Annotated in this window: 16 protein-coding genes and 1 pseudogene; 9 read left to right on the top strand and 8 right to left on the bottom strand. The window is 62.6% G+C overall.

What is annotated here, in order from left to right; translation table 11 throughout:
* Positions 1–57: 57 nt before the first annotated feature.
* The 6 genes from NIBR502771_RS15875 to chvE form a co-directional block, all read right to left on the bottom strand.
* On the bottom strand, positions 58–990 hold the full coding sequence (locus tag NIBR502771_RS15875) for an intradiol ring-cleavage dioxygenase (RefSeq protein ID WP_141160602.1): 933 nt from the start codon (positions 988–990) through the stop codon (positions 58–60).
* Positions 991–1038: 48 nt separating this feature from the next.
* Positions 1039–1977, bottom strand: a complete 939-nt coding sequence (locus NIBR502771_RS15870; RefSeq protein WP_246839696.1) for an aldo/keto reductase — start codon at positions 1975–1977, stop codon at positions 1039–1041.
* A 143-nt stretch (positions 1978–2120) separates the two neighbouring features.
* Positions 2121–3200 (bottom strand): maleylacetate reductase, encoded by a 1080-nt coding sequence (locus NIBR502771_RS15865; protein ID WP_141160600.1) that lies wholly within the window; start codon positions 3198–3200, stop codon positions 2121–2123.
* Positions 3201–3276: 76 nt separating this feature from the next.
* Positions 3277–4518 (bottom strand): multiple monosaccharide ABC transporter permease, encoded by a 1242-nt coding sequence (gene mmsB, locus NIBR502771_RS15860; RefSeq protein ID WP_141160599.1) that lies wholly within the window; start codon positions 4516–4518, stop codon positions 3277–3279.
* A complete protein-coding gene (gene mmsA / locus NIBR502771_RS15855) occupies positions 4515–6053 on the bottom strand; it encodes a multiple monosaccharide ABC transporter ATP-binding protein (protein WP_141160598.1) in 1539 nt (512 codons plus the stop codon). Before mmsA ends, mmsB begins: the two co-directional genes overlap by 4 nt.
* A 74-nt stretch (positions 6054–6127) precedes the next feature.
* On the bottom strand, positions 6128–7288 hold the full coding sequence (gene chvE / locus NIBR502771_RS15850; protein WP_141160597.1) for a multiple monosaccharide ABC transporter substrate-binding protein: 1161 nt from the start codon (positions 7286–7288) through the stop codon (positions 6128–6130).
* A gap of 306 nt (positions 7289–7594) precedes the next feature.
* Between chvE and NIBR502771_RS15845 the strand changes: the two genes are divergently transcribed.
* The 8 genes and pseudogenes from NIBR502771_RS15845 (at position 7595) to NIBR502771_RS20995 (ending at position 14594) form a co-directional block, all read left to right on the top strand.
* Complete coding sequence (locus NIBR502771_RS15845; protein ID WP_141160596.1) at positions 7595–9205, top strand: IclR family transcriptional regulator; 1611 nt, start codon at positions 7595–7597, stop codon at positions 9203–9205.
* Between the two features lie 149 nt (positions 9206–9354).
* A complete protein-coding gene (locus NIBR502771_RS15840) occupies positions 9355–10437 on the top strand; it encodes a Gfo/Idh/MocA family protein (protein ID WP_210411240.1) in 1083 nt (360 codons plus the stop codon).
* Positions 10434–11318 carry a sugar phosphate isomerase/epimerase gene (locus tag NIBR502771_RS15835; RefSeq protein WP_141160595.1) on the top strand — a complete coding sequence of 295 codons (885 nt, stop codon included), beginning with the start codon at positions 10434–10436 and terminating at the stop codon, positions 11316–11318. Before NIBR502771_RS15840 ends, NIBR502771_RS15835 begins: the two co-directional genes overlap by 4 nt.
* A gap of 85 nt (positions 11319–11403) precedes the next feature.
* Positions 11404–12417: an inositol 2-dehydrogenase gene (gene iolG, locus NIBR502771_RS15830; RefSeq protein WP_141160594.1), complete on the top strand. Its 1014-nt coding sequence runs from the start codon at positions 11404–11406 to the stop codon at positions 12415–12417.
* Between the two features lie 136 nt (positions 12418–12553).
* Positions 12554–12805 (top strand): hypothetical protein, encoded by a 252-nt coding sequence (locus tag NIBR502771_RS15825; protein ID WP_141160593.1) that lies wholly within the window; start codon positions 12554–12556, stop codon positions 12803–12805.
* Between the two features lie 63 nt (positions 12806–12868).
* On the top strand, positions 12869–13555 hold the full coding sequence (locus tag NIBR502771_RS15820; RefSeq protein ID WP_210411239.1) for a substrate-binding domain-containing protein: 687 nt from the start codon (positions 12869–12871) through the stop codon (positions 13553–13555).
* A gap of 82 nt (positions 13556–13637) precedes the next feature.
* A pseudogene (locus NIBR502771_RS21000) lies at positions 13638–13841 on the top strand (3-oxoadipyl-CoA thiolase); the annotation flags it as partial.
* Positions 13821–14594 carry a CoA-transferase gene (locus NIBR502771_RS20995; protein WP_371706655.1) on the top strand — a complete coding sequence of 258 codons (774 nt, stop codon included), beginning with the start codon at positions 13821–13823 and terminating at the stop codon, positions 14592–14594. The pseudogene NIBR502771_RS21000 and the gene NIBR502771_RS20995, both read left to right, overlap by 21 nt.
* Positions 14595–14691: 97 nt before the next feature.
* Here the strand turns inward: NIBR502771_RS20995 and NIBR502771_RS15810 are convergent, their stop codons facing one another.
* Together NIBR502771_RS15810 and NIBR502771_RS20850 are read right to left on the bottom strand one after the other, a co-directional pair.
* On the bottom strand, positions 14692–16053 hold the full coding sequence (locus NIBR502771_RS15810; protein WP_210411238.1) for a ferric reductase-like transmembrane domain-containing protein: 1362 nt from the start codon (positions 16051–16053) through the stop codon (positions 14692–14694).
* A 609-nt stretch (positions 16054–16662) separates the two neighbouring features.
* Complete coding sequence (locus NIBR502771_RS20850; protein WP_210411237.1) at positions 16663–17259, bottom strand: hypothetical protein; 597 nt, start codon at positions 17257–17259, stop codon at positions 16663–16665.
* A 237-nt stretch (positions 17260–17496) separates the two neighbouring features.
* On the opposite strand from NIBR502771_RS20850, the gene NIBR502771_RS15800 reads away from it, so the two are divergent.
* Entirely contained in the window at positions 17497–18897 is a 1401-nt protein-coding gene (locus tag NIBR502771_RS15800) for a DUF2254 domain-containing protein (RefSeq protein ID WP_141160590.1), read from the top strand.
* Positions 18898–18911 lie beyond the last annotated feature (14 nt).

The following is an 18911-nucleotide window of genomic DNA, read 5'->3' as shown; positions in this document are numbered from 1 at the left end:
CCGGCGGGTGCAGTTATTGCATCCGCCGGAAACTTCGAGCCCGGGCGGGCAGTTCGCCTAATCGGCGGTGGGCACCAGAACGATGTCGAAGCGGGTCCGGGCCCAGGTGCGATCCCCAAGGTGGCGACCGTCAGGAGTTGGGGTTCCGGCCTCCTGCTGAACGAAGTCCTTGATGAGGGACTCCTTCACTCCGAACACGGTGTCGTATTTCAGCAGCTCGTCCCCGCGGACGAAAATGTGGGTGACCAGCGTCCTCAGGCCGGGTTTGGTGACCATGAAGTGCAGGTGGGAAGCGCGCATGGGAGAGCGGCCCACAGCTGCAAGCATCCCTCCTACCGGGCCGTCGTGAGGAATGGGGTAGGGCGTGGGGGTCAGTCCCCAAAAGCGGTAGTTCCCGTCTTCGTCGCTGTAGAGATGTGCCCGGCCGGATACGCGCTGGTCGTCGTACTGCACATCGTAGAAGCCGTCTTCGTCTGCTTCCCATACTTCGATGCGGGCGTTGGGCACGGGCTTTCCCTCCGTGTCCCTTACGCTTCCCTCGATCCAGCAAGGCTCGCCGGGTGCGGCACCGGCGATATCTCCGCCGTTCTCGATGCGAGGCGCGTCGTCAACGAAAAAGGGGCCGAAAACGGTGGCTTCGGTCGCGTCCCCGTGGGCTTCGTTGTTGACGTTGATGGTCTGCATCGATGCTCCGAAGACGTCTGAGAGCAGGATGAATTCCTGCCGGCGGTCATCGGTAATGTGGCCGACGGCAGTGAGGAACTCGATGGCTTTGTTCCATTCAGCTTCTGTGAGCCGGACTTCGCGGATGAAGTTGTGCAGATGAATTACGAGTGACTGCATTAGTTGCTTCAACCGCGGGTCCTGGCAGTCGTCGAAGGAGCGCAGCACGTTGCGGACAAGCTGTGCCTCAACGTCTTGTTGTGCCTGCGACACGTACTGGCTACCCCGGATGCTCTCGGTTTCAGGGACGCGGGTTTGCTGGGACATTGTCATTTCCTCGCTGTTGTTCGTGATGTCGAGTATGCGCGCAGGGACTCAGAGTTGCGATGCCTCGTCGAGCAGCTGGAGATCCTTGGTGCTCAACTGGATCTGCATTGATTCAACGAGGGGTGGGAGTTGGTCGGTGGTGCGGGCGCTGGCGATGGGTGCCGCGACCCCGTTCTGCGCGGCGAGCCACGCCAGCGAGATAGAAGCGGGCTGGGTGGAGTGCCTTTCCGCGACGCTCTTTACCGCGTCGATGACTTTGCGGCCATGGGCGTTGAGGTACTTTGCCGCGTCCGGGGCGCGGGGGCTTGCGATCTCCTCGCCGTCGTCGTATTTTCCTGTCAGGAATCCGTGGGCGAGGGAGTAGTAGGGGACGACGGCGAGGCCGTGCGTGCGTGCCAGGGGAAGGATATCGGCTTCAATTCCTCGTTCGACGAGGTTGTATTGGGGTTCGACGACGACCGGCTGGTGAAAGCCTTCACGGATGGTGATGTCCAGCCATTCTTTGATTCGTTCGGCTGTGTAGTTCGAGATTCCGATCGAGCGGATCTTTCCTAGGTCGACGAGTTCCGACATGGCCGCGATGCTCTCGACGAGGGGCGTTGTGGGGTCGTCGAAGTGTGCGTAGTAGATGTCAACGGCATCGATGTCGAGTCGGGTCAGCGAGGCGTCGATGGCTGCCCGGATCGTCTCGGGAGCCATGCCGGCGAATTGCGGGTGGTGGCTTACCTTGGTGGCGATGACGAGGTCGTCCCGGTCGGATCTGCCGGCCAGCCATTTGCCAATGATCGTTTCCGACTCTCCGCCGGTGTTGCCCTCGGCCCAGAACGAGTATGAGTCGGCGGTGTCCAGGAAGTTGCCGCCACCTTGTACGTAGGCGTCCAGGACTTGGTGCGACGTCTCGGTGTCAGCCGTCCAGCCAAAGACGTTCGTGCCGAGTGCCAGGGGTGATACGGCGATTCCTGGGGCGATGGTCCGGTTGACGACCAAGGTCTGCCTCCTAGTTTGTTTGGCAATGTGTGGGACGGGCCGGAGCAGGACCCTCCTGTGGTGAACCCATGAGCAAGGGTCCTGCTCCACGTGGCTCCGCGAGTGACTGCCCTCCAATGCTGGGAGGGCGTAGTCCTTCAGGGTTAGACGGTTGGGTTGGCGCTCGGCGGCTTGCCGGCCCATGCTGCATGCAGGATGCCCCGCACGTCGTCGTAGGTGATGGGGCGGGGGTTCCCGTAGGAGCGGCTTGTCACTTCTTCGGCGATACGGTCGATGTCTTCTTCCTTCATGCCCAGCTCGGCCAGGGACCGGGGGGCATTCAGTTCCCCAGCGATCTGCCACAGCCTCTCGGCAGGATCGGCCGCGCCGCCGAGCGCCCGTGACAAGGCAGCAGTCGCTTCAGGAGCGGCGGGCTGGTTGAAGGCAAGGGCGTGGGGGAGGACGACGGTGTGCGTTTGAGCGTGCGGCAGGTTCAGGGTTCCGCCGAGTGCATGGCAGAGCTTGTGGTGCAGCGACATCGTGGTGGCTCCCAGGCAGGCACCGCACAGCCAGGATCCATAGAGAGCGTTGCTGCGGGCGTCTGGGTCCGAGGGGTTTGCGACGATGGCGGGCAGCGCCGTGGCGAGGGCCCTGACGCCTTCTTCGGCCATCAGCGAGATGATTGGCGTTGCGTCCGGGGCGTAGAGGGCTTCCACGGCGTGGGCGATGGCGTTGATGCCGCTGGTCACCGACATGGAGGCTGGCAGTGTCGCTGTGAGCTCGGGATCGTAAACGACGCTGCGGGGCAGTACTCGTGGGTCTTTTCCGGTTTCCTTGCGCCCGTTAGTCGTCAGTCCCCACACAGGGGTCATTTCTGAGCCGGCGTACGTGGTGGGCACGGCAACGATGGGGAGTCCGTGCTTAAGGGCGATTGCTTTGCCGAGTCCGATCGCAGAACCGCCGCCGACGGCGACGCAGCCGTCGGCCCCGACCCGGGATGCTTCGTCGCTGGCCCGCTGGGCGACCTCATTGGGGACGTGCATGACAGCTTCCGGGAGAACGCCAACGCAGCGGTCGCCTAGTGCCTGGGCCACTCGGTGGCCGGTGTCTTCCTGTTCGGGAGAGCAGAGGACCAGTACGCGCTTTAGTCCGATCTGGTCGAGTTCCTCCGGCAGTGTCGAGAGGGAGTTGACACCGAAGCGCACGCGCATCGGGAGGGCTTCGTATACGAATTGGTGGGTCATCAGTTGGGACTCCTTTGGAGGTTGTTTCCCGCGTAACGGTTCATTTCACGCGGGGCTTCTCTAGTGCGGGGAACGGTCAGCGGGAACCGGCGCGGCGCTTGTTATAGATATCGAACGCGACGGCAAGCATCAGGACCAGGCCCTTGACGACGGACTGAACCGACTGGTCGATTCCCATGAGCTGCATTCCGTTGCTCATCACGGCCATGATGAGACCACCAGCCATGGCTCCGACGACTTTCCCGACGCCACCGGTAACGGCCGCACCGCCGATGAACGCTGCAGCGATGGCGTCGAGTTCGAACATGTTGCCGGCGCCAGGCTGTGCACCGTTGGAGCGGGAGGAGTAGACGATACCGGCCACGGCGGAGAGGAAGCCCATGTTCACGAAGATCCAGAAATTGACGCTGCGGACCTTGACGCCGGACAGGGCTGCGGCGACGCGGTTGCCGCCGATGGCGTAGACCTGACGGCCGAAGACGCTTCGCTGCATGATGACGCTGTAAACCATGATGAGGATGGCCAGCATGATCAACACGACCGGCATGCCGCGGGCGATGGCCAGCTGCCAGGCGAAGACCATGACTGCGATGGCGATCACAAGGATTTTGGCGATAAACAACGGAAATGACGGGACGACCTGGTTGTAACCGATCAGGGTCTTGCGGGTCCGGTACTGGTTGGAGGCGTAGCCGATCACGGCGATGGCGAAGATGAGGAGTGTGAAGACGTCATATCCGGCGCCCCCCAGGAGGCCGTTGAGGAAGCCCGAAGCGATCTGGCCGTAGTCAGCGGGGAAGGGGGAGAGGGAGACGTTGTTGAGAACGACCAGTGTCAGGCCGCGGAAGAGGAGCATGCCTGCGAGGGTGACGATGAACGCTGGGATGCCGACGTAGGCGACCCAGTAACCGTGCCAGGCTCCTATCGCCAGACCTGTGGCGAGGGCGGCCGCGACGCCGACCCACCACGGTTGGCCGTGCTGGATCACGACGGTCGCCGAAACCGCGCCGGTCAGGGCGACGACGGAACCCACAGACAGATCGATGTGCCCTGCAATGATCACGATGACCATGCCGATCGCCAGGATCAGGATGTAGGAGTATTGCAGGACGATGTTGGTAATGTTTCCGGGTCCCAGCGAGGCGCCGCCGGTGAGTGCGGCGAACAGGGCCACGATCGCCACGAGCGCGACATAGATGCCGCTGGTACGCAGATTACGGGTGAACAGCTCTCGGATTTCGCTGGTTCCGGTATTGACCACAGCTGCTGCGGCAGGCGCATCTTTCCTTTGAGATCCCCGGGGGGCTGTCACTGTCATGCTGTGAGTTCCTTCTCTTTGGTCATGAGTGTCATGAGGCGTTCCTCGGAGGCTTCGGCCTTTGGCAGTTGTCCGGTGATCCGGCCTGCGGAAAGCGCGTAAATGCGGTCGCAGGTGCCGAGCAGTTCGAGCAGGTCCGAGGAGATGACCACGACTGCCTTCCCGGCGTCCACGAAGCTGTTGATGAGGGTGTAGATTTCGTATTTTGCTCCGACATCGATGCCGCGGGTGGGTTCGTCCAGGATCAGTACCTCGGGGTCCGTGAGCAACCACTTTGAGAGCACGACTTTCTGCTGGTTCCCGCCGGAGAGTTTGCCGACGATCGATTTCACGTTAGGGGCTTTGATGTTCATCGACTTCATCGCGAACTCGGCGGCGCGGGCTTCCTCGTGGTGGTTGACGAATCCCCAACTCGCCAGTTTGCCCAATGCTGCGGCTGAAATGTTGCGGGCGATGTCATCGATGAGGTTAAGGCCGAAGGCTTTGCGGTCTTCGGTGGCGTAGGCGATCCGTGCTTCGATGGCCGCCGCGACGGATCGGGTTTGGATCTCCTTGCCGTGCATGAAGATTTTGCCTGAGGTGTACCGTCCGTAGGAGCGGCCGAACAGGCTCATCATCAATTCGGTGCGGCCGGCGCCCATGAGCCCGGCAATGCCGATGACCTCTCCGGCGCGGACTTCAAAGCTCGCCCCATCGACGACCAGGCGGTCCTGCGTGGAGTGCTTGACCGTCCAGTCCTCCACACGGAGAACGACCTCTCCCGGGTTCGAATCACGGTCGGGGTAGAACGCTTCGAGATCCCGGCCGACCATACCGCGGATAATGCGGTCGACGTTGACGTCGGGATCCGCCATGTCCAGGGTTTCCACGGTCTTCCCGTCCCGGATGACGGTGGTGTGGTCGGCAATCGCTTCAATCTCATTGAGTTTGTGCGAAATGATGATCGAGGTGATGCCGCGGCCGCGAAGCGCCCGGACCAGATCAAGCAGGTGGGCGGAGTCATTGTCATTGAGCGCAGCGGTCGGCTCGTCGAGGATGAGCAGCTGCACTTCCTTGGACAGAGCCTTTGCGATTTCGACCAGCTGCTGCTTGCCAACGCCCAGCTGACCCACAGGGGTGGTCGGCTCTTCCCGCAGACCGACGGAGGCGAGGAGTTGGGCCGCCTCGGCGTTCGTCTTGTGCCAGTCGATCAGTCCTGAAGCTCCACGGCGCTCATTGCCCAGAAAAATGTTCTCGGCGATCGACAGGTCAGGCACAAGGGCCAGTTCCTGATGGATGATTACGATGCCGGCATGCTCCGAATCCCGGATGCCGGAGAAGGAACACGTTTGGCCCTTGAACAGGATGTCGCCGCCATAGCTTCCGGCGGGGTAGACGCCGGAGAGAATCTTCATGAGGGTGGACTTCCCTGCACCGTTCTCGCCGCAGATGGCGTGGACCTCTCCGCGTTCCACGGCCAGTGAAACGCCGGACAGTGCTTTAACGCCGGGGAAGGTCTTGGTGATTGATTGCATTTCCAGGATGTGGTCGGCCATTGGCACGCCGTCCTATCGGTCTTGTAGGGGAGAAGGGGACCGGGAGGGGCACTGTGCGCCCCTCCCGGAGGCACTTACTTGAGGCGGCCGGCTGTGACCTGTTCAGGGGTGTAGTAGCCGGAATCGATCAGGGCGGTCTTAATGTTGTCCTTGTAGATCGGCTGGATCGGTACGAGGAACGACGGGACGATCTTGGACCCGTTGTCGTACGACTTGGTGTCGTTGATCTCAGGGTCTTTTCCGGCCAGTAGGTCCTGAGCTGCTTTTACAGCCTGGGCGGCCAAGGCGCGGGTGTCCTTGAACACAGTTGAGAACTGGACATTGTCATCGATGAACTTCACCGAGGCCACCTCGGCGTCCTGACCGGTGGTGACAGGCATCGGTTTGGGCTGTGACGACAGCGTCGGTCCGTAGCCGGCGTTCCGAAGTGCCGTGATGACGCCGCGGGCGATGTTGTCGTTGGGGGTGAGGACACCATCCAGCTTGGCGCCGCCGCCGTTGTAGCCGGCGGTCAGGAGGTTGTCCATGCGCTCCTGCGCCTTTTGCTGTGACCAGTTTTCGGTGGCCACCTGTGAGAGCTTGTTCTGCCCCGACTTCACCACGAGTGTGCCGTTGTCGATGTACTTTTGCAGAACAGACATGCCGCCGTTGAAGACGAAGGTTGCGTTGTTGTCATCCAGCGATCCGCCGAAGAGCTCGATATTGAAAGGCCCCTTTGCCGACCCTTCGGAACCGTCCTTATTGAGCACACCCAGCCCAATCAGCAGCGACGTGGCCTGTTGAGCCCCGACCTTGAAGTTGTCGAACGTGACGTAGACATTCACGTTGGGGCTGTTTCGAACAAACCGGTCGTAAGAAACGATCGGAATTTTCGAGCCGGCCGCCTGCTGCAGCTGAGGGGCCAACGCTGTTCCATCGAGCGGAGCCAGGATCAACAGGTTCGCACCCTTGGTCATCATCTGGTCCACCTGACGCTGCTGGGTGGGGATGTCATTGTTCGCGTACTGAAGGTCAACCTGGTAGCCGGCCTTTTCAAGACCGTCCTTGATGGCCTTTCCGTCCGTGATCCACCGCTCTTCGTCTTGGCTGGGCAGTGATACGCCGATTCGGGTGTCAGCGGGGGCCTTGGGAGCGCTGGCCGCGCCAGCGCCACCACCGGCCCCGGCCCCCGCGCAACCAGCAAGTACCAGTGACGTCACTGCCGTTGCAGCGAACAAGAAGATCTTTTTAAACACCGTTCTCCTCCTTTGGAGAGCCGCGTGACGCTAGGGCGCCAGTTCTGCGTCGGCATGACCGCCGCGCCTGAAAATTAGATGTGATTGCGAGCACTTGGTGCCGTACAATGGACACCATGTTCGCACAGTACCAGCTAAGAAGGCTAGTGGTGTTCCAAATTACATTCGTAGGCACCACGCTTTGGACTATGCGGCGCACCTGTTCCGGGTGGCCGTCACTGGCCCAGGTGGTCATATGCAGCACATCTGCGCGAAGGTAGTTATGCGGATGCTAGAGGCCCCAATGGGTCAGGAAAGAGGCGGTTGGTGAACACCATTCAGCTTTTAAAGAAGGCCAGCCAGGTAATCGATGAATTGGCCAGGATTGGCCATTCAACGCCGGCGGAACTGGCCAAGGTCGTGTCCGAACCCCGGCCCACCGTGTACAGGATCGTCGCTGCGCTGGAGCAGGAAAAACTCGTGCGGCCCACCGGTGACGGCAAGCTTGAGCTGGGCACCGGAATACTCAAGCTGGGGGACGCAGCGGCCGACGCACTTGTGGATCGTGCAGAGCTGCGCGAACAGCTCCGCTGGATCCGAGGGCAGTTGGGCATGAGCGCCTATTTTTGTGTCCCGCGTGAGAACGGAGCGGTCTGCCTGGACCAGATCCAGGGCGCCGACGTCGACCTGCACGATTTGGCGCCCGGGCGCACCTTTCCGCTCCACGCCGGGGCCGCATCGCAGGCGCTGCTGGCCTTTGGGGCCCAGGAGTTCCGGGAGGGCGTGTTCGCTTCGGCGCCTTATCCCGGTATCGCTTCCCGTACGCCGCTGACAGGTGAGCAGTTGAGGGGAAGGGTTGAACAGACCATCGAGCGTGGATGGAGCGTCGAGGACAGTGAGGTCATCGAAGGGGTCGCTTCAATCGCTGTTCCGGTATTCCGGCAGGATGGCAGCCTGCTGGGTGCTCTATCGGTCGCAGGACTCCGCGGCAATGTCCTGGGCCACGAGGATGCGGCACGAGGGATTCTGAACAAAGCAGCCCATGCGATCGCTTCCTCCATGTCCCAGGAAGACCCGAACGACGGGAAGGAATTACCCCGCATCGAGCCCCCCGAGGGATCGGAGCGGGACTCTCCCCGCGCTCCGGCCGTCATCGCAAAGGCAAGCGCGCTGATGTCAGCCCTGGCCGAAGAACGCATTGCAACTTCAACCCGGCTGACCGAGCTGCTCGAAGAACCCCCCAGCTCCATTTACCGAATGTTGGCCACCTTGGCGGAAGCCGGCTGGGTGGAGCAGATTGGCCATCGCGGCGCTTACCGGGTGGGAAGCAAGCTGCTGGCGCTGTCGGGCGAGCTCACCCGACGTCTGGATATCCGCCGGGCTGCCGCTCCCATCATGCACGAAATCCACGCCAAAACAGGGGAGACGACCTTCTTGTGCATTCGACGCGGCACCAGGGCGGTCTGCATTGAGCGCATCGACGGCATCAGGGTCAATAGCCGGGTCCTCAAACTGGGGGAGTCGCTTCCCCTGCATGTCGGCGCCGCGCCGCGGGCACTGCTGGCGTTCGAAGACCGCGCCGCGTGGGACGAATATGCCGCAATCGTCGCCAGCAGCGGCGAACCCTGGCGAGACGTCCGGTCCCGTTCAGAGTTCTACTCCGGGCTGGAGCACATCCGGGACCAGGGCTTCGTGATCAGTGACAACAACGTCACTCCGGGCATCGCCGCCATCGGAGCCCCCATCTTCGACCACCGCGGCGAGGTTGCGGCTTCCCTGTCCATCAGCGGACTCCGGGAGGGCATGCTTAACCGGCCTGAGGGCGAAGAGCCCATCGTCGACCTCCTCCTGCGGGGAACCAGGGCTTTGTCGGACTATCTCGGGGCACCGCCCACAGCATCAAAGAAAGACGCGGATGTGTCACACGTCATAGCTTGACCCGCGGCCCCCTACGTGAAATGCTGTGGACATGTTGTCCACTAGGTGACACTGAATACTCAATCTTATTGATCCGCGGAGCACCGCTGCCCGCCCCATCAAAGCCACCAAACGCACCGATCAGGTGCTCAGTCGAAGGAGCCAATGCGTTGAAACCGATTGTCGTAGGACTTCTGGGAATCACACACCCACACGCATCTGCCCGGGTCCGTGCCCTGCGCGAAATTGAAGGGGTGGAAGTGGTTGCGGCCGCGGACGACGACCCGCGGCTGCAGTACTTCACCGATAAGTACGGCATGGAGCCCCGCAACATTGAGGCTCTGCTTCAGGACGAGCGCATCAACGCGATCATGGTTCACTCCAAGAGCAAGGACATGGTCCCCCACGCGGTGCGCGCACTGGCCGCGGGCAAGTCCGTTGTCGTCGAAAAGCCGGGCGGGGGCACAGTGGAGGATCTCATTCAGCTGGCCGAGGCCGAATCCGAGGCCGCTCCCGGGCTGGTGGTTCAGGTCGGCTACAACGTCCGACTCGCCCAATCCATCGCAGAAGCCAAGGAACTCATCGACGCCGGGGTCATCGGCGAGGTGGTTTCCGTCTCCGCCCGCGGCGCTGCCCTCGTCGGCGAGCACCTGACCGCCCACCTGAACCAGCCCGCGGACATGGGAGGCGCACTGTGGATCATCGGGTGCCACATGCTTGACTCCCTGGTGCACATGTTCGGCGCACCCGATTCGGTCAATGCCCGCGTCCACAAATCCGGCCGGCTGTCCGACGAGTCGAGCCGGGAAGATTCCGCAGCCGTCCTGCTCAACTACCCGGACAAGTCCGTGACCTTCAGCTTCGACGGACACGACCACCTTGAGTGGTTCGAGAGCTCCCGCATCTCCGTGTACGGGACCGGCGGGATGCTGGAGATCGGCATTCTGCCTCAAAAGCTGCGCGTCTACGTGGACCAGGACCGGGCCGGCTGGCGCGCCGGCTGGACCGAGTGGACCCAGAGCTACTTCACTCCACCTTTCGCCCGCACCGAACTGAACAAGTTCTCCGAACTGCCTGAACTGGAAAACATCAGCAACTTCCACCCGGAAATGCGCGGCTGGGTCGACAGCATCCGCACCGGCGCCCCGGTAGTCGCTCCGGTCGCCGACGCGCTGGCTGTCGCACGGATTGTCGACGCCTGCTATCGCTCAGAGAAGGAACAGGGAGCATCCATGGAGGTCGAGACTGCATGACCAACGAAACGAACAACCCCCCGCAGCTGATAGCCACCTGCTGGGTGAGCGCCGGGGATACCGCCCCCGGACGCCCGGACGAAACCAGCCCTATCCCGATTCAGGAGCGCATCAACCTCATAGCGCAGACCGGGTGGTCAGGCATCGGTCTGGTACATCATGATCTGCTGCAGGCACGCCGGACCATCGGCTACGCCGAGCTGGGGCGTATGATCCGTGAGGCAGGGATCGGCATCATCGAAGTCGAATTCCTGAACGGCTGGTGGGCCACGGGAGCCGAGCGGGCCGAATCCGATATCCAGCGCGCGGAGCTGTTCGAGGCCGCCAAGGCCCTCGGTGCCCGGCACATCAAGGTCGGCGCCGGCATGACGGACAGCCCCCTGCCGCTGTCGACAATGGCCAGCGCGTTCTCCGACCTGGCGGACGAAGCCGCTGAATCCGGTGTCCGGCTCGCCCTCGAAGCGACACCCTTCTCACACCTGCGCACGGCGCAGGAAGCGGTCAAAGTCGTGACCAGCTCCGACAGCCCGGCTGCGGGACTCATGATTGATATCTGGCACACCCACAGGTCCGGCCTCTCCCACGACGACCTCTGGGACGTCGTGCCCATGGACCGCGTCTTCGCCGTTGAGATCGACGATGGTTACAAGGACGTCGTTGGCACAATCTTCGAAGACACCATCAACAACCGCGCCTACTGCGGTGAGGGCGACTTCGAAACCCGTACATTCATCCAACGAACACTCCAAGCCGGGTACAAGGGCCCCTGGGGTGTGGAGATCATCTCCGCCGAACACCGCAGCCTCCCCGTTGCCGAGGGCCTCAAGCGGGCTTACGAGACCGCCATGAACTGCTTTACGAGCACTGTAAACGCACGTTGACCAGCATCGTGCATGGGTCGCCGTGCACGGACCAGCTCTAACCGCGTCGGTGTAAAACCGATTCCCACCTCTGAAAGACCACACCATGTCTAATGACCAGCGCCTGCGTCTGGCCCTTTTCGGCTCCGGCCGCATTGGGCAGGTACACGCACGCAACATCGCAGCCCACCCGAACATCGATCTCGTCCTGATCGCAGACCCCTTCATTGAAGGGGCACGCCGTTTGGCGGAAAGCACCGGCGCGCGCGCTGTGCAGGACCCCGAAGAAGTCTTTGCCGACACCAGCCTGGACGGGGTCATCATTGGTTCGCCCACCAGCACCCACGTGGACCTCATTTCCCGCTCGGTTGACCGTGGCCTCGCCGTGCTCTGCGAAAAGCCCATCGACCTGGACATTGACACCGTCCTTGCATGCCGCGAACAGATAAAAGACTCCACCGTCCCCATCATGCTCGGATTCAACCGGCGCTTCGATCCCTCGTTCGCTGCTGTGCGGGCCAGGGTGGAAGCAGGAGAAATTGGCAAGCTGGAACAGCTGACCATCACCAGCCGCGACCCCGAGCCGGCCCCGCGCGACTACATCGCCGGATCTGGCGGCATCTTCAGGGACATGACAATCCACGATCTGGATATGGCCCGTTCCTTTGTCCCGAACATCGTCGAAGTGTCCGCAGTGGCCTCCAACGTCTTCAGCAAAGACATCGAAGAGCTTAACGACTTCGATTCCGCCGTAGTGACTCTTCGCGGCAGCGAAGGAGAGCTCATCACCATCACGAATTCCCGCCACTGCGCCTTCGGCTACGACCAGCGGCTGGAAGCGTTCGGGCCGGACGGCATGCTTTCCGCGGCCAACGTCGCCCCCACGACTGTCCGCAGATCCGGCGCAAAAGGCACAGAAGAAGCAGATGCCTATTTGCCCTTCTTCCTCGAACGCTACCCGCAGGCCTACTACGCAGAACTGGATGCGTTCGCGAACTCCATCCGGACCGGAGCACCCGCCTCGCCGAGTTTCGCTGACGGAGTATCAGCCCTGATCCTGGCGAACGCAGCAGCGGAATCCGCCATCACAGGCAAGACCGTGAGCGTCGTCGAGCTCTAACACCCCAAGATTGGGGGTTCGCGCCGCGGATGCGAACCCCCAAATGAACGCCACATTATTTAGTTGCACCGCCTGTGGCTGCCCGCCCTCACCGGCGAATATTGCCGCAACAGGCAGCCCCCGGATCAAGGAAAACATGGCAACCGGTAAATGGGCCTGGACTGTCAGCGAAGGCGACGTCGTCACATGGGCCGACCAACAGCAGCGCCTCCACGGAACTGTCGTGGAAGCTGCACCCGAGCTAGGTGTCGTATGGATCATCGACACCGTCTACGGGGAACGGCACATGATCATGATGCAGGATCTTCTTCCTGAATCCCCGGCTGCCCGCGGATTCGCGGTGCCGCTGTCTCAGTTCCAGGCGCGTAAAGGGCTAACAGGCAGCTGAGCATCCGGGGTCGCTCGGCACCTTCCCGCAATGAGAAGCACCACGAGAAAGAAACGAACCCCAGTGAAAGTCTTTAGCTCCCCGGCCGTCAAAAAGGCCCTCGACGAAGTCATCGATCTGTTCCAGCAGGAAACGGCAGTCGAGGTTAGGGCTGTCTTCGAGCCAACCAGCCAGCTGCTTGGACGCATAGAAGCTCGTGAACCGTTCGACGTGATGATCGCAGTCAGCGGTTCGTTCGCATCCTTGGGCCCGATAATCGACGGCAGCACACTGACATCTGTAGCTCGTGCAGGCATCGGTGTCGCCGTCAAAGACGACGCTCCAGCCCCTGACATTTCGACGGCGGAGTCCTTCATCAAGACCATCCGCGGAGCGAAGTCTGTAGCCTACTCCGGCACCGGGGCCAGCGGGGCGTACTTCGAGACTCTCTTGGAAGACCTGGGCCTGAACGAAGAAGTGGGCTCCCGTGCCACCGTCGTCAAAAAGGGTTACGTTGCCGAAGCCGTAGTTGACGGCACCGCGGATATAGCCATCCAGCAGCTCAGCGAACTGCTGTTCGTACCCCAGGCCCACATCGTCGGTCCCCTGCCATCCGAGTTGCAGCACTACACAGAATTCTCCGCGGCAGTCAGCGCCAGTTCCACAAGGCCAGCGGAGGCGGAGTCATTTGTGTCCTTCCTCTCCTCCCACGCAGCACAAGCCAAATACCTGCAAACGATGCTCGAACTGCCAACGGTCCCCGCCAAATAAGGCGCGCGTTCGGACGCCGCTGCCGACCCGTCCTCTTCTCCACCAGGGCAACAAACGGGACAAAAGCCATTAATCAAACATTGTGTACGACGCCGTGCGCACCCCTATTGGCAAGTTCGGCTCGGGCCTCGCGGCCGTCCGGCCGGATGACCTTGCGGCGCACGTGATCAGGGAATCGTTGCAGCGTGCACCGGGACTCGATGTGGACCGGATCGATGAGTTCCGCAACGCGAACGCGGGCGAGGAGAACCGGAACGTCGCGCGGATGGGCACGCTGTTGGCCGGGCTGCCGGTCTCGATCCTGTGCACGGTGAACCGGGTCTGCGGCCCTTCGCTGGATGCCGCGATCATCCCTTCCCGCCAGGCCCGGGGACATGACCCTGCCTCGCATAACCTTTCCGCTGCCGCCTGGGATGAGGGGTTCTACGATAACCTGGTCGCCCCTGTCCCCGGGACCGACCTGGTCCCGGGCGAGGGCATCGGCCAGCCCACCCTGGTGTCCAACTACCTCACCGAGGAACAGAACATCACCCTCCACACGGAGAACGGGATGCTCGGCATGGGCCTGGAAGCCAAGGGCGGGGAGATCGACGAGGACCTGATCAACGCCGGCAAGATCCCCGTCACTGAACTGCCCGGCGCGTCCTACTTCCACCACGCGGACTCGTTCGTGATCATGCGCGGCGGCCACCGGGACATCTGCGTCCTGGGTGCTTTCCAGGTCTCCGCCACCGGGGACCTGGCGAACTGGCACACCGGGGCACCCGGGGCGATTCCCGCCGTCGGCGGTGCCATGGACTTGGCTACCGGCGCCAAGGACGTCTTCGTGATGATGACCCTCCTGACCCGCGAAGGTGCTTCCAAGATCGTGGACGCCTGCACCTACCCGGTCACCGGCGTCGGCTGCGTCACCCGGGTCTACACGGACAAGGGAGTGTTCCTCACCGGCCCGGACGGCGTCAGCGTCCGGGAGACCTTCGGCTGCACCCTCGAGGAACTCCAAGGGCTGGTGCCCGTCCCCCTCAAGGCCGCCGTGTAGCCGAAGAAGCTGCTTGGAGAGGACCAGTTTTCTTCTTTGAGCATGACTTAGCCGTCGGGCCTTTGACAGCGGCGATTGCCCGTCAACGGGGTGTGGTCTAGAAATTGAATTCTTCGTGGTGGAGTTGCCTGCGTGGCAGGCCTGCCTGGATTAATCCCGCTGTCGCGGCGGTGGAGAATCTTTGGGACGCGCAGATGTAGACGTCACGGGAGGTGAGGTCCGGGACCATCTGCCGGAGGCTGTGGGCCGTTACCGCGTTCCGTGGGTCTGAGGATCGTCCGGTCAGAAAGATCAGTTGGGCGCCCCGCTGGTGGGCAATGTGTTCGAGTTCGTCGCGGAACAGTATCTCCTCTGGTGAGGTCGCACGGTAGAGCAGGGTCAGCGCGCTTCCGGGGACGGGCAGCGTTTCAAAGAGCGCCCGCATGGGCGTGATGCCTACACCGCCGCCGATCAGGAGGACTCCGCGTCCTCGGCGCCGGTCGTTCGTCATGGCACCATACGGGCCGGCGGCGAGGACCATCGTGCCGGGCCTCACGGCATGGATCAGGCTGGTGCCGTCGCCTACCGCTTTGACGGTTATCCGCAGGAATTGGGGGTGGGGTGGCGCTGACAATGAGAACGGGTGGGACGATAACAACAAGTTTCCGGTCAGGAACCGCCAACGGAAGAATTGTCCGGATTCGGCCTGGAGTTCCTCGAGGTGGCGGCCGCGAAGGATGACGCTGGCAACGCCTGCTCCCTCGTGGACAACGTGATCTACCCGAAGCCGGTGCCGCCACATTTGCGTCAGCGGGGCGATAACCCGGTACCGGAGCACCAAGCCGAAGCTGAAGGTGTACAGCAGGCTCCACCCGACCTGCACAAAGGGCAACCCGGCCAGGTCTGGGCCGGCCAGTTCGTGGGAAAAGGACAGCGCGATCGCCAGGTAGGTCAGCAGATGTAGGAAGTGCCAAGTCTCGTACCTCAGCTTGCGGCGCACGCTCCGTGCAGAAATATAGCCAACGGACAGGAACAGCAGTGTTCCGGCTGCGGCAGCAACCAGGCCCGGCATATGGAGAACGTTCACGGTGGCGGTCCACAACGGAATGCGTTGAACTGTTGACCACGCTACTGTTGCGGCGATGCCGTGAATGAGTATGAGCGCGATGATTGCCCTGCCGCCCAAACCATGCCAACGGGAGAGCCGGTCAGCACCAACGCCTCGTTCCAGCGCAGGTGCGCGTGACATTAGCGCCACCATGACGGTTACACCGTAGCCGGCAAGCAAACCGGACGTGTGGGCAAGGAGGGGAAGGTTGAACTGCACCGGGTGGGGAGCCTTGATGACCGCCAGGGCCACGACGGCGCACGCACCTGCCATGATCAGCCACAGCGCCAGGGCCGGAGATATGCTCAGCTTGACTTCCCCTGCAGGAGCGCCGGGCCGGGCAGATCCGGAATGGTCGGCTGCTGCAGTCATTGTCTTCCTTCTTCTTATTGCGGCCCACGGGCGTTGTTGAGTCTTGGATAGCTCTGAGTAGTCCTATTACCTATCGCCTTCCCCGGTTGTCGCCACGTGGTGTCGTTCCCCGGACAGGTCCGGGCTCTACCTGTTGGTTAGGGCCAGCCACAGCAGCGGCGCCGCGGGTAACGGCGCCTGCCATTACTGCGGGCTGGACGGGAGAAACGGCGGGCCCGTTCATGCCCAGTTGCACACCAACGATGATGGCAGCGGCCACGACTGCGGCGGACAATACCTTCTGAAACCAAGCCCACGTGAGAGCGTGATCCCCGGTCGGACGCCCCGCGGCGATGCGTTGGGGGCCAGCTGGCGCGGTCGTAGTCATCGTGCGGGCGTTTCCCGCATGGAGGCTAAAGCAGCGTTGAAGTGCTGACGGCTCGCAGGCGGTGGGACAGGGGCGCGGCAGACAGTGATCATCGTCGTCCTTAGGTAGGGGAGGGCCAGCCGGAGACCTCGAGCGGCTGGGCCCAACCCGTAACTTGGTCGCTGTTTACATGCGACTTGAGGTGGTCAACAGGTGTGGGCGGACGCCGCTGGGCAGCGTCCGCCCGAGGAGTCAAGGCCCTATCAGTGGCCGCCGGTTTCGGTGGCGGTGATGGTGAAGTTGGTGTCGAGTTTGACGGTGGCGTGGGTGTTATCGGATTTGGTGATGTGGGCTTCGTAGGCGGCGGATCCGTCATCCTCGGTGGTCATTGAGTCGATCGTGGCGCCGGCGTTGGCTGCCAGGACGGCGGCTTTGACCTTGTCAGCGGTGTCACCGGTGAGGGCAGTTTCGTTGCCGTCGTGGCCGTGACCGCGTCCACCGCCGGGGCCGCCGGTTTCGGTGGCGGTGATGGTGAAGTTGGTGTCGAGTTTGACGGTGGCGTGGGTGTTATCGGATTTGGTGATGTGGGCTTCGTAGGCGGCGGATCCGTCATCCTCGGTGGTCATTGAGTCGATCGTGGCGCCGGCGTTGGCTGCCAGGACGGCGGCTTTGACCTTGTCAGCGGTGTCACCGGTGAGGGCAGTTTCGTTGCCATGGCCGGTGCTGGCCCGGCCAGTGGTGGATGGGCTTGGCGCTGTGGTGGCAGCGTTTGCGGGCAGGGCGGCCGCCGTGAGGGCTCCGCCTCCGATCAAGGCACCGACGAGGCTGGCGCCTGCCGCGATTTTCCGGACGTTGTTCACAGTTTTCTCCTTGAATGTTCCACTCCGGATTTCGAAGTTGTTCCTATCCTGTGGGGGTGCGCTGTCGGTGCCCTTTCGCGCTGCTGTGGAGATACTGTGAGTGTTGAGGGATCCGGCCTGGAATTCCAGAAATCATGTCTTCGGCTCGCTGGATCACCCTCGCCAAGTGGCACATCAGGATGGCCTTCATGTGTGTGGAGTCCGGTCCGGCATCCTCGTTGAGCGCCAGGACCTGCGGTGGGCCGGACTCAGCACTCAGCAACGTGCCCCTTGACGACCCCGGACCGTCGGCAGAGAGTGGCACATGTGAGGCGTGAGGCTCTTCGGGAGTATCTGGCGAGTGCGCTGTGGGCGCTGCCTTCATGCGCCGTCGTGCTCGCGCTCATCGCGGGGGCGAGCCTTTCCTCTGTGCAAATCGACAAGACGTCGCCTCTTGCCGTCCTCCTCTTTCAGGGGACATCCGATGACGCCCGGAACCTGCTCGTGAGCATCGCCAGCACGATGGTCACGGTCATCGCCCTCGTCCTGGGACTTACCGTGGTGGCCCTGCAATTGGCATCGACGCAGTTCAGCCCCCGGCTCCTGCGGAATTTCCTCCGCGACATCCCCAACCAGTTGACCCTGAGCGCCTTCGTCGCGACCTTCGCGTACAGCACGGCGGGGCTTTATACGGTCGGCATCGCTGGCGGCCAACGCATCGAGGAATACCCCCGTCTCGCCGTGAGCGGCGCGCTGATGCTGCTGTTCGTGAGTATGGTCATGCTCGTGTTCTTCGTCCACCACCTATCGCATTCGATCCAGGTGGGCCAAGTCATGAAGGGCGTCGAGGCGGCGACGCTGAAGGTGATCGAGCAGTCATTCGTCCACGGCGACCCTGGCCTCCCCATGCCGGACGTGCCGCCCGGCGCCACCGCCCTAACGGCACCGGAATCGGGATACGTCCAGGCCTTCCATGTCGGGCCCTTCGTCAGTGCACTCGCGGAGCGGGGCCTTGAGGCGCGGATGGTGCCCATGGTGGGACGGCATGTGGTTGCCGGAGCACCCATCGCCTGGGTCTGGGACGCCACGGACCGCAGCCGGAGACCATTTACGCCCGACGCCCCCGCCCAGCTTCGGCGTGCACTCGTGCAGAGTGTACGGATCGGTTACGAACGGACCCTTGAGCAGGACGTCGCGTTCGGGATCCGACAGCTCGCGGACGTCGCGTCCAAGGCGCTCTCGCCTGCTATTAATGACCCGTACACAGCGAACCAGGCAGTCGACCATCTGGGCACGATCCTCGCGGCGCTTACGCTCAGGGAGCATGGCCCGCGAGCAGTGACAGACGCCCAAGGCACGATAAGGCGCCATATCCCCGCCCGCGATTTCGCCTATCTCCTCGATTTGGCCCTCGGACAGGTGCGGCGTTACGGATCGAACGAACCACGTGTCGTCCGGGCCTTGCTTCGGGTATGCCGTGATCTCGCCTGGTTTGGAGACGCCGCTCACCGCGCAGTCTTGCGGCAGTCCGTGCAAACCCTCATGAGCGACGTAGCCCGGCTCGTGGCGCAGCCAGCCGATCGCGACCCCCTGCTTGAGGAGGGCGCAGCGGTCCTTGACTTACTAAACAAGACGGAGGGCACTCCGGGCACATCCTAACTCTGTCATCCTCC

This window comes from Pseudarthrobacter sp. NIBRBAC000502771 (assembly GCF_006517215.1).
GTDB lineage: Bacteria > Actinomycetota > Actinomycetes > Actinomycetales > Micrococcaceae > Arthrobacter > Arthrobacter niigatensis.
Note: the sequence above shows the minus strand (reverse complement) of the source record. Positions and strands in the feature narration are given on the sequence as shown.

Coding starts and splice junctions, on each gene's coding strand:
- NIBR502771_RS15835 (WP_141160595.1), top strand. CDS start 10,434: ATGACCAACGAAACGAACAACCCCCCGCAGCTGATAGCCACCTGCTGG.
- NIBR502771_RS20995 (WP_371706655.1), top strand. CDS start 13,821: ATGGGCACGCTGTTGGCCGGGCTGCCGGTCTCGATCCTGTGCACGGTG.
- NIBR502771_RS15810 (WP_210411238.1), bottom strand. CDS start 16,053: ATGACTGCAGCAGCCGACCATTCCGGATCTGCCCGGCCCGGCGCTCCT.
- NIBR502771_RS15825 (WP_141160593.1), top strand. CDS start 12,554: ATGGCAACCGGTAAATGGGCCTGGACTGTCAGCGAAGGCGACGTCGTC.
- NIBR502771_RS15865 (WP_141160600.1), bottom strand. CDS start 3,200: ATGACCCACCAATTCGTATACGAAGCCCTCCCGATGCGCGTGCGCTTC.
- mmsA (WP_141160598.1), bottom strand. CDS start 6,053: ATGGCCGACCACATCCTGGAAATGCAATCAATCACCAAGACCTTCCCC.
- mmsB (WP_141160599.1), bottom strand. CDS start 4,518: ATGACAGTGACAGCCCCCCGGGGATCTCAAAGGAAAGATGCGCCTGCC.
- NIBR502771_RS15875 (WP_141160602.1), bottom strand. CDS start 990: ATGTCCCAGCAAACCCGCGTCCCTGAAACCGAGAGCATCCGGGGTAGC.
- iolG (WP_141160594.1), top strand. CDS start 11,404: ATGTCTAATGACCAGCGCCTGCGTCTGGCCCTTTTCGGCTCCGGCCGC.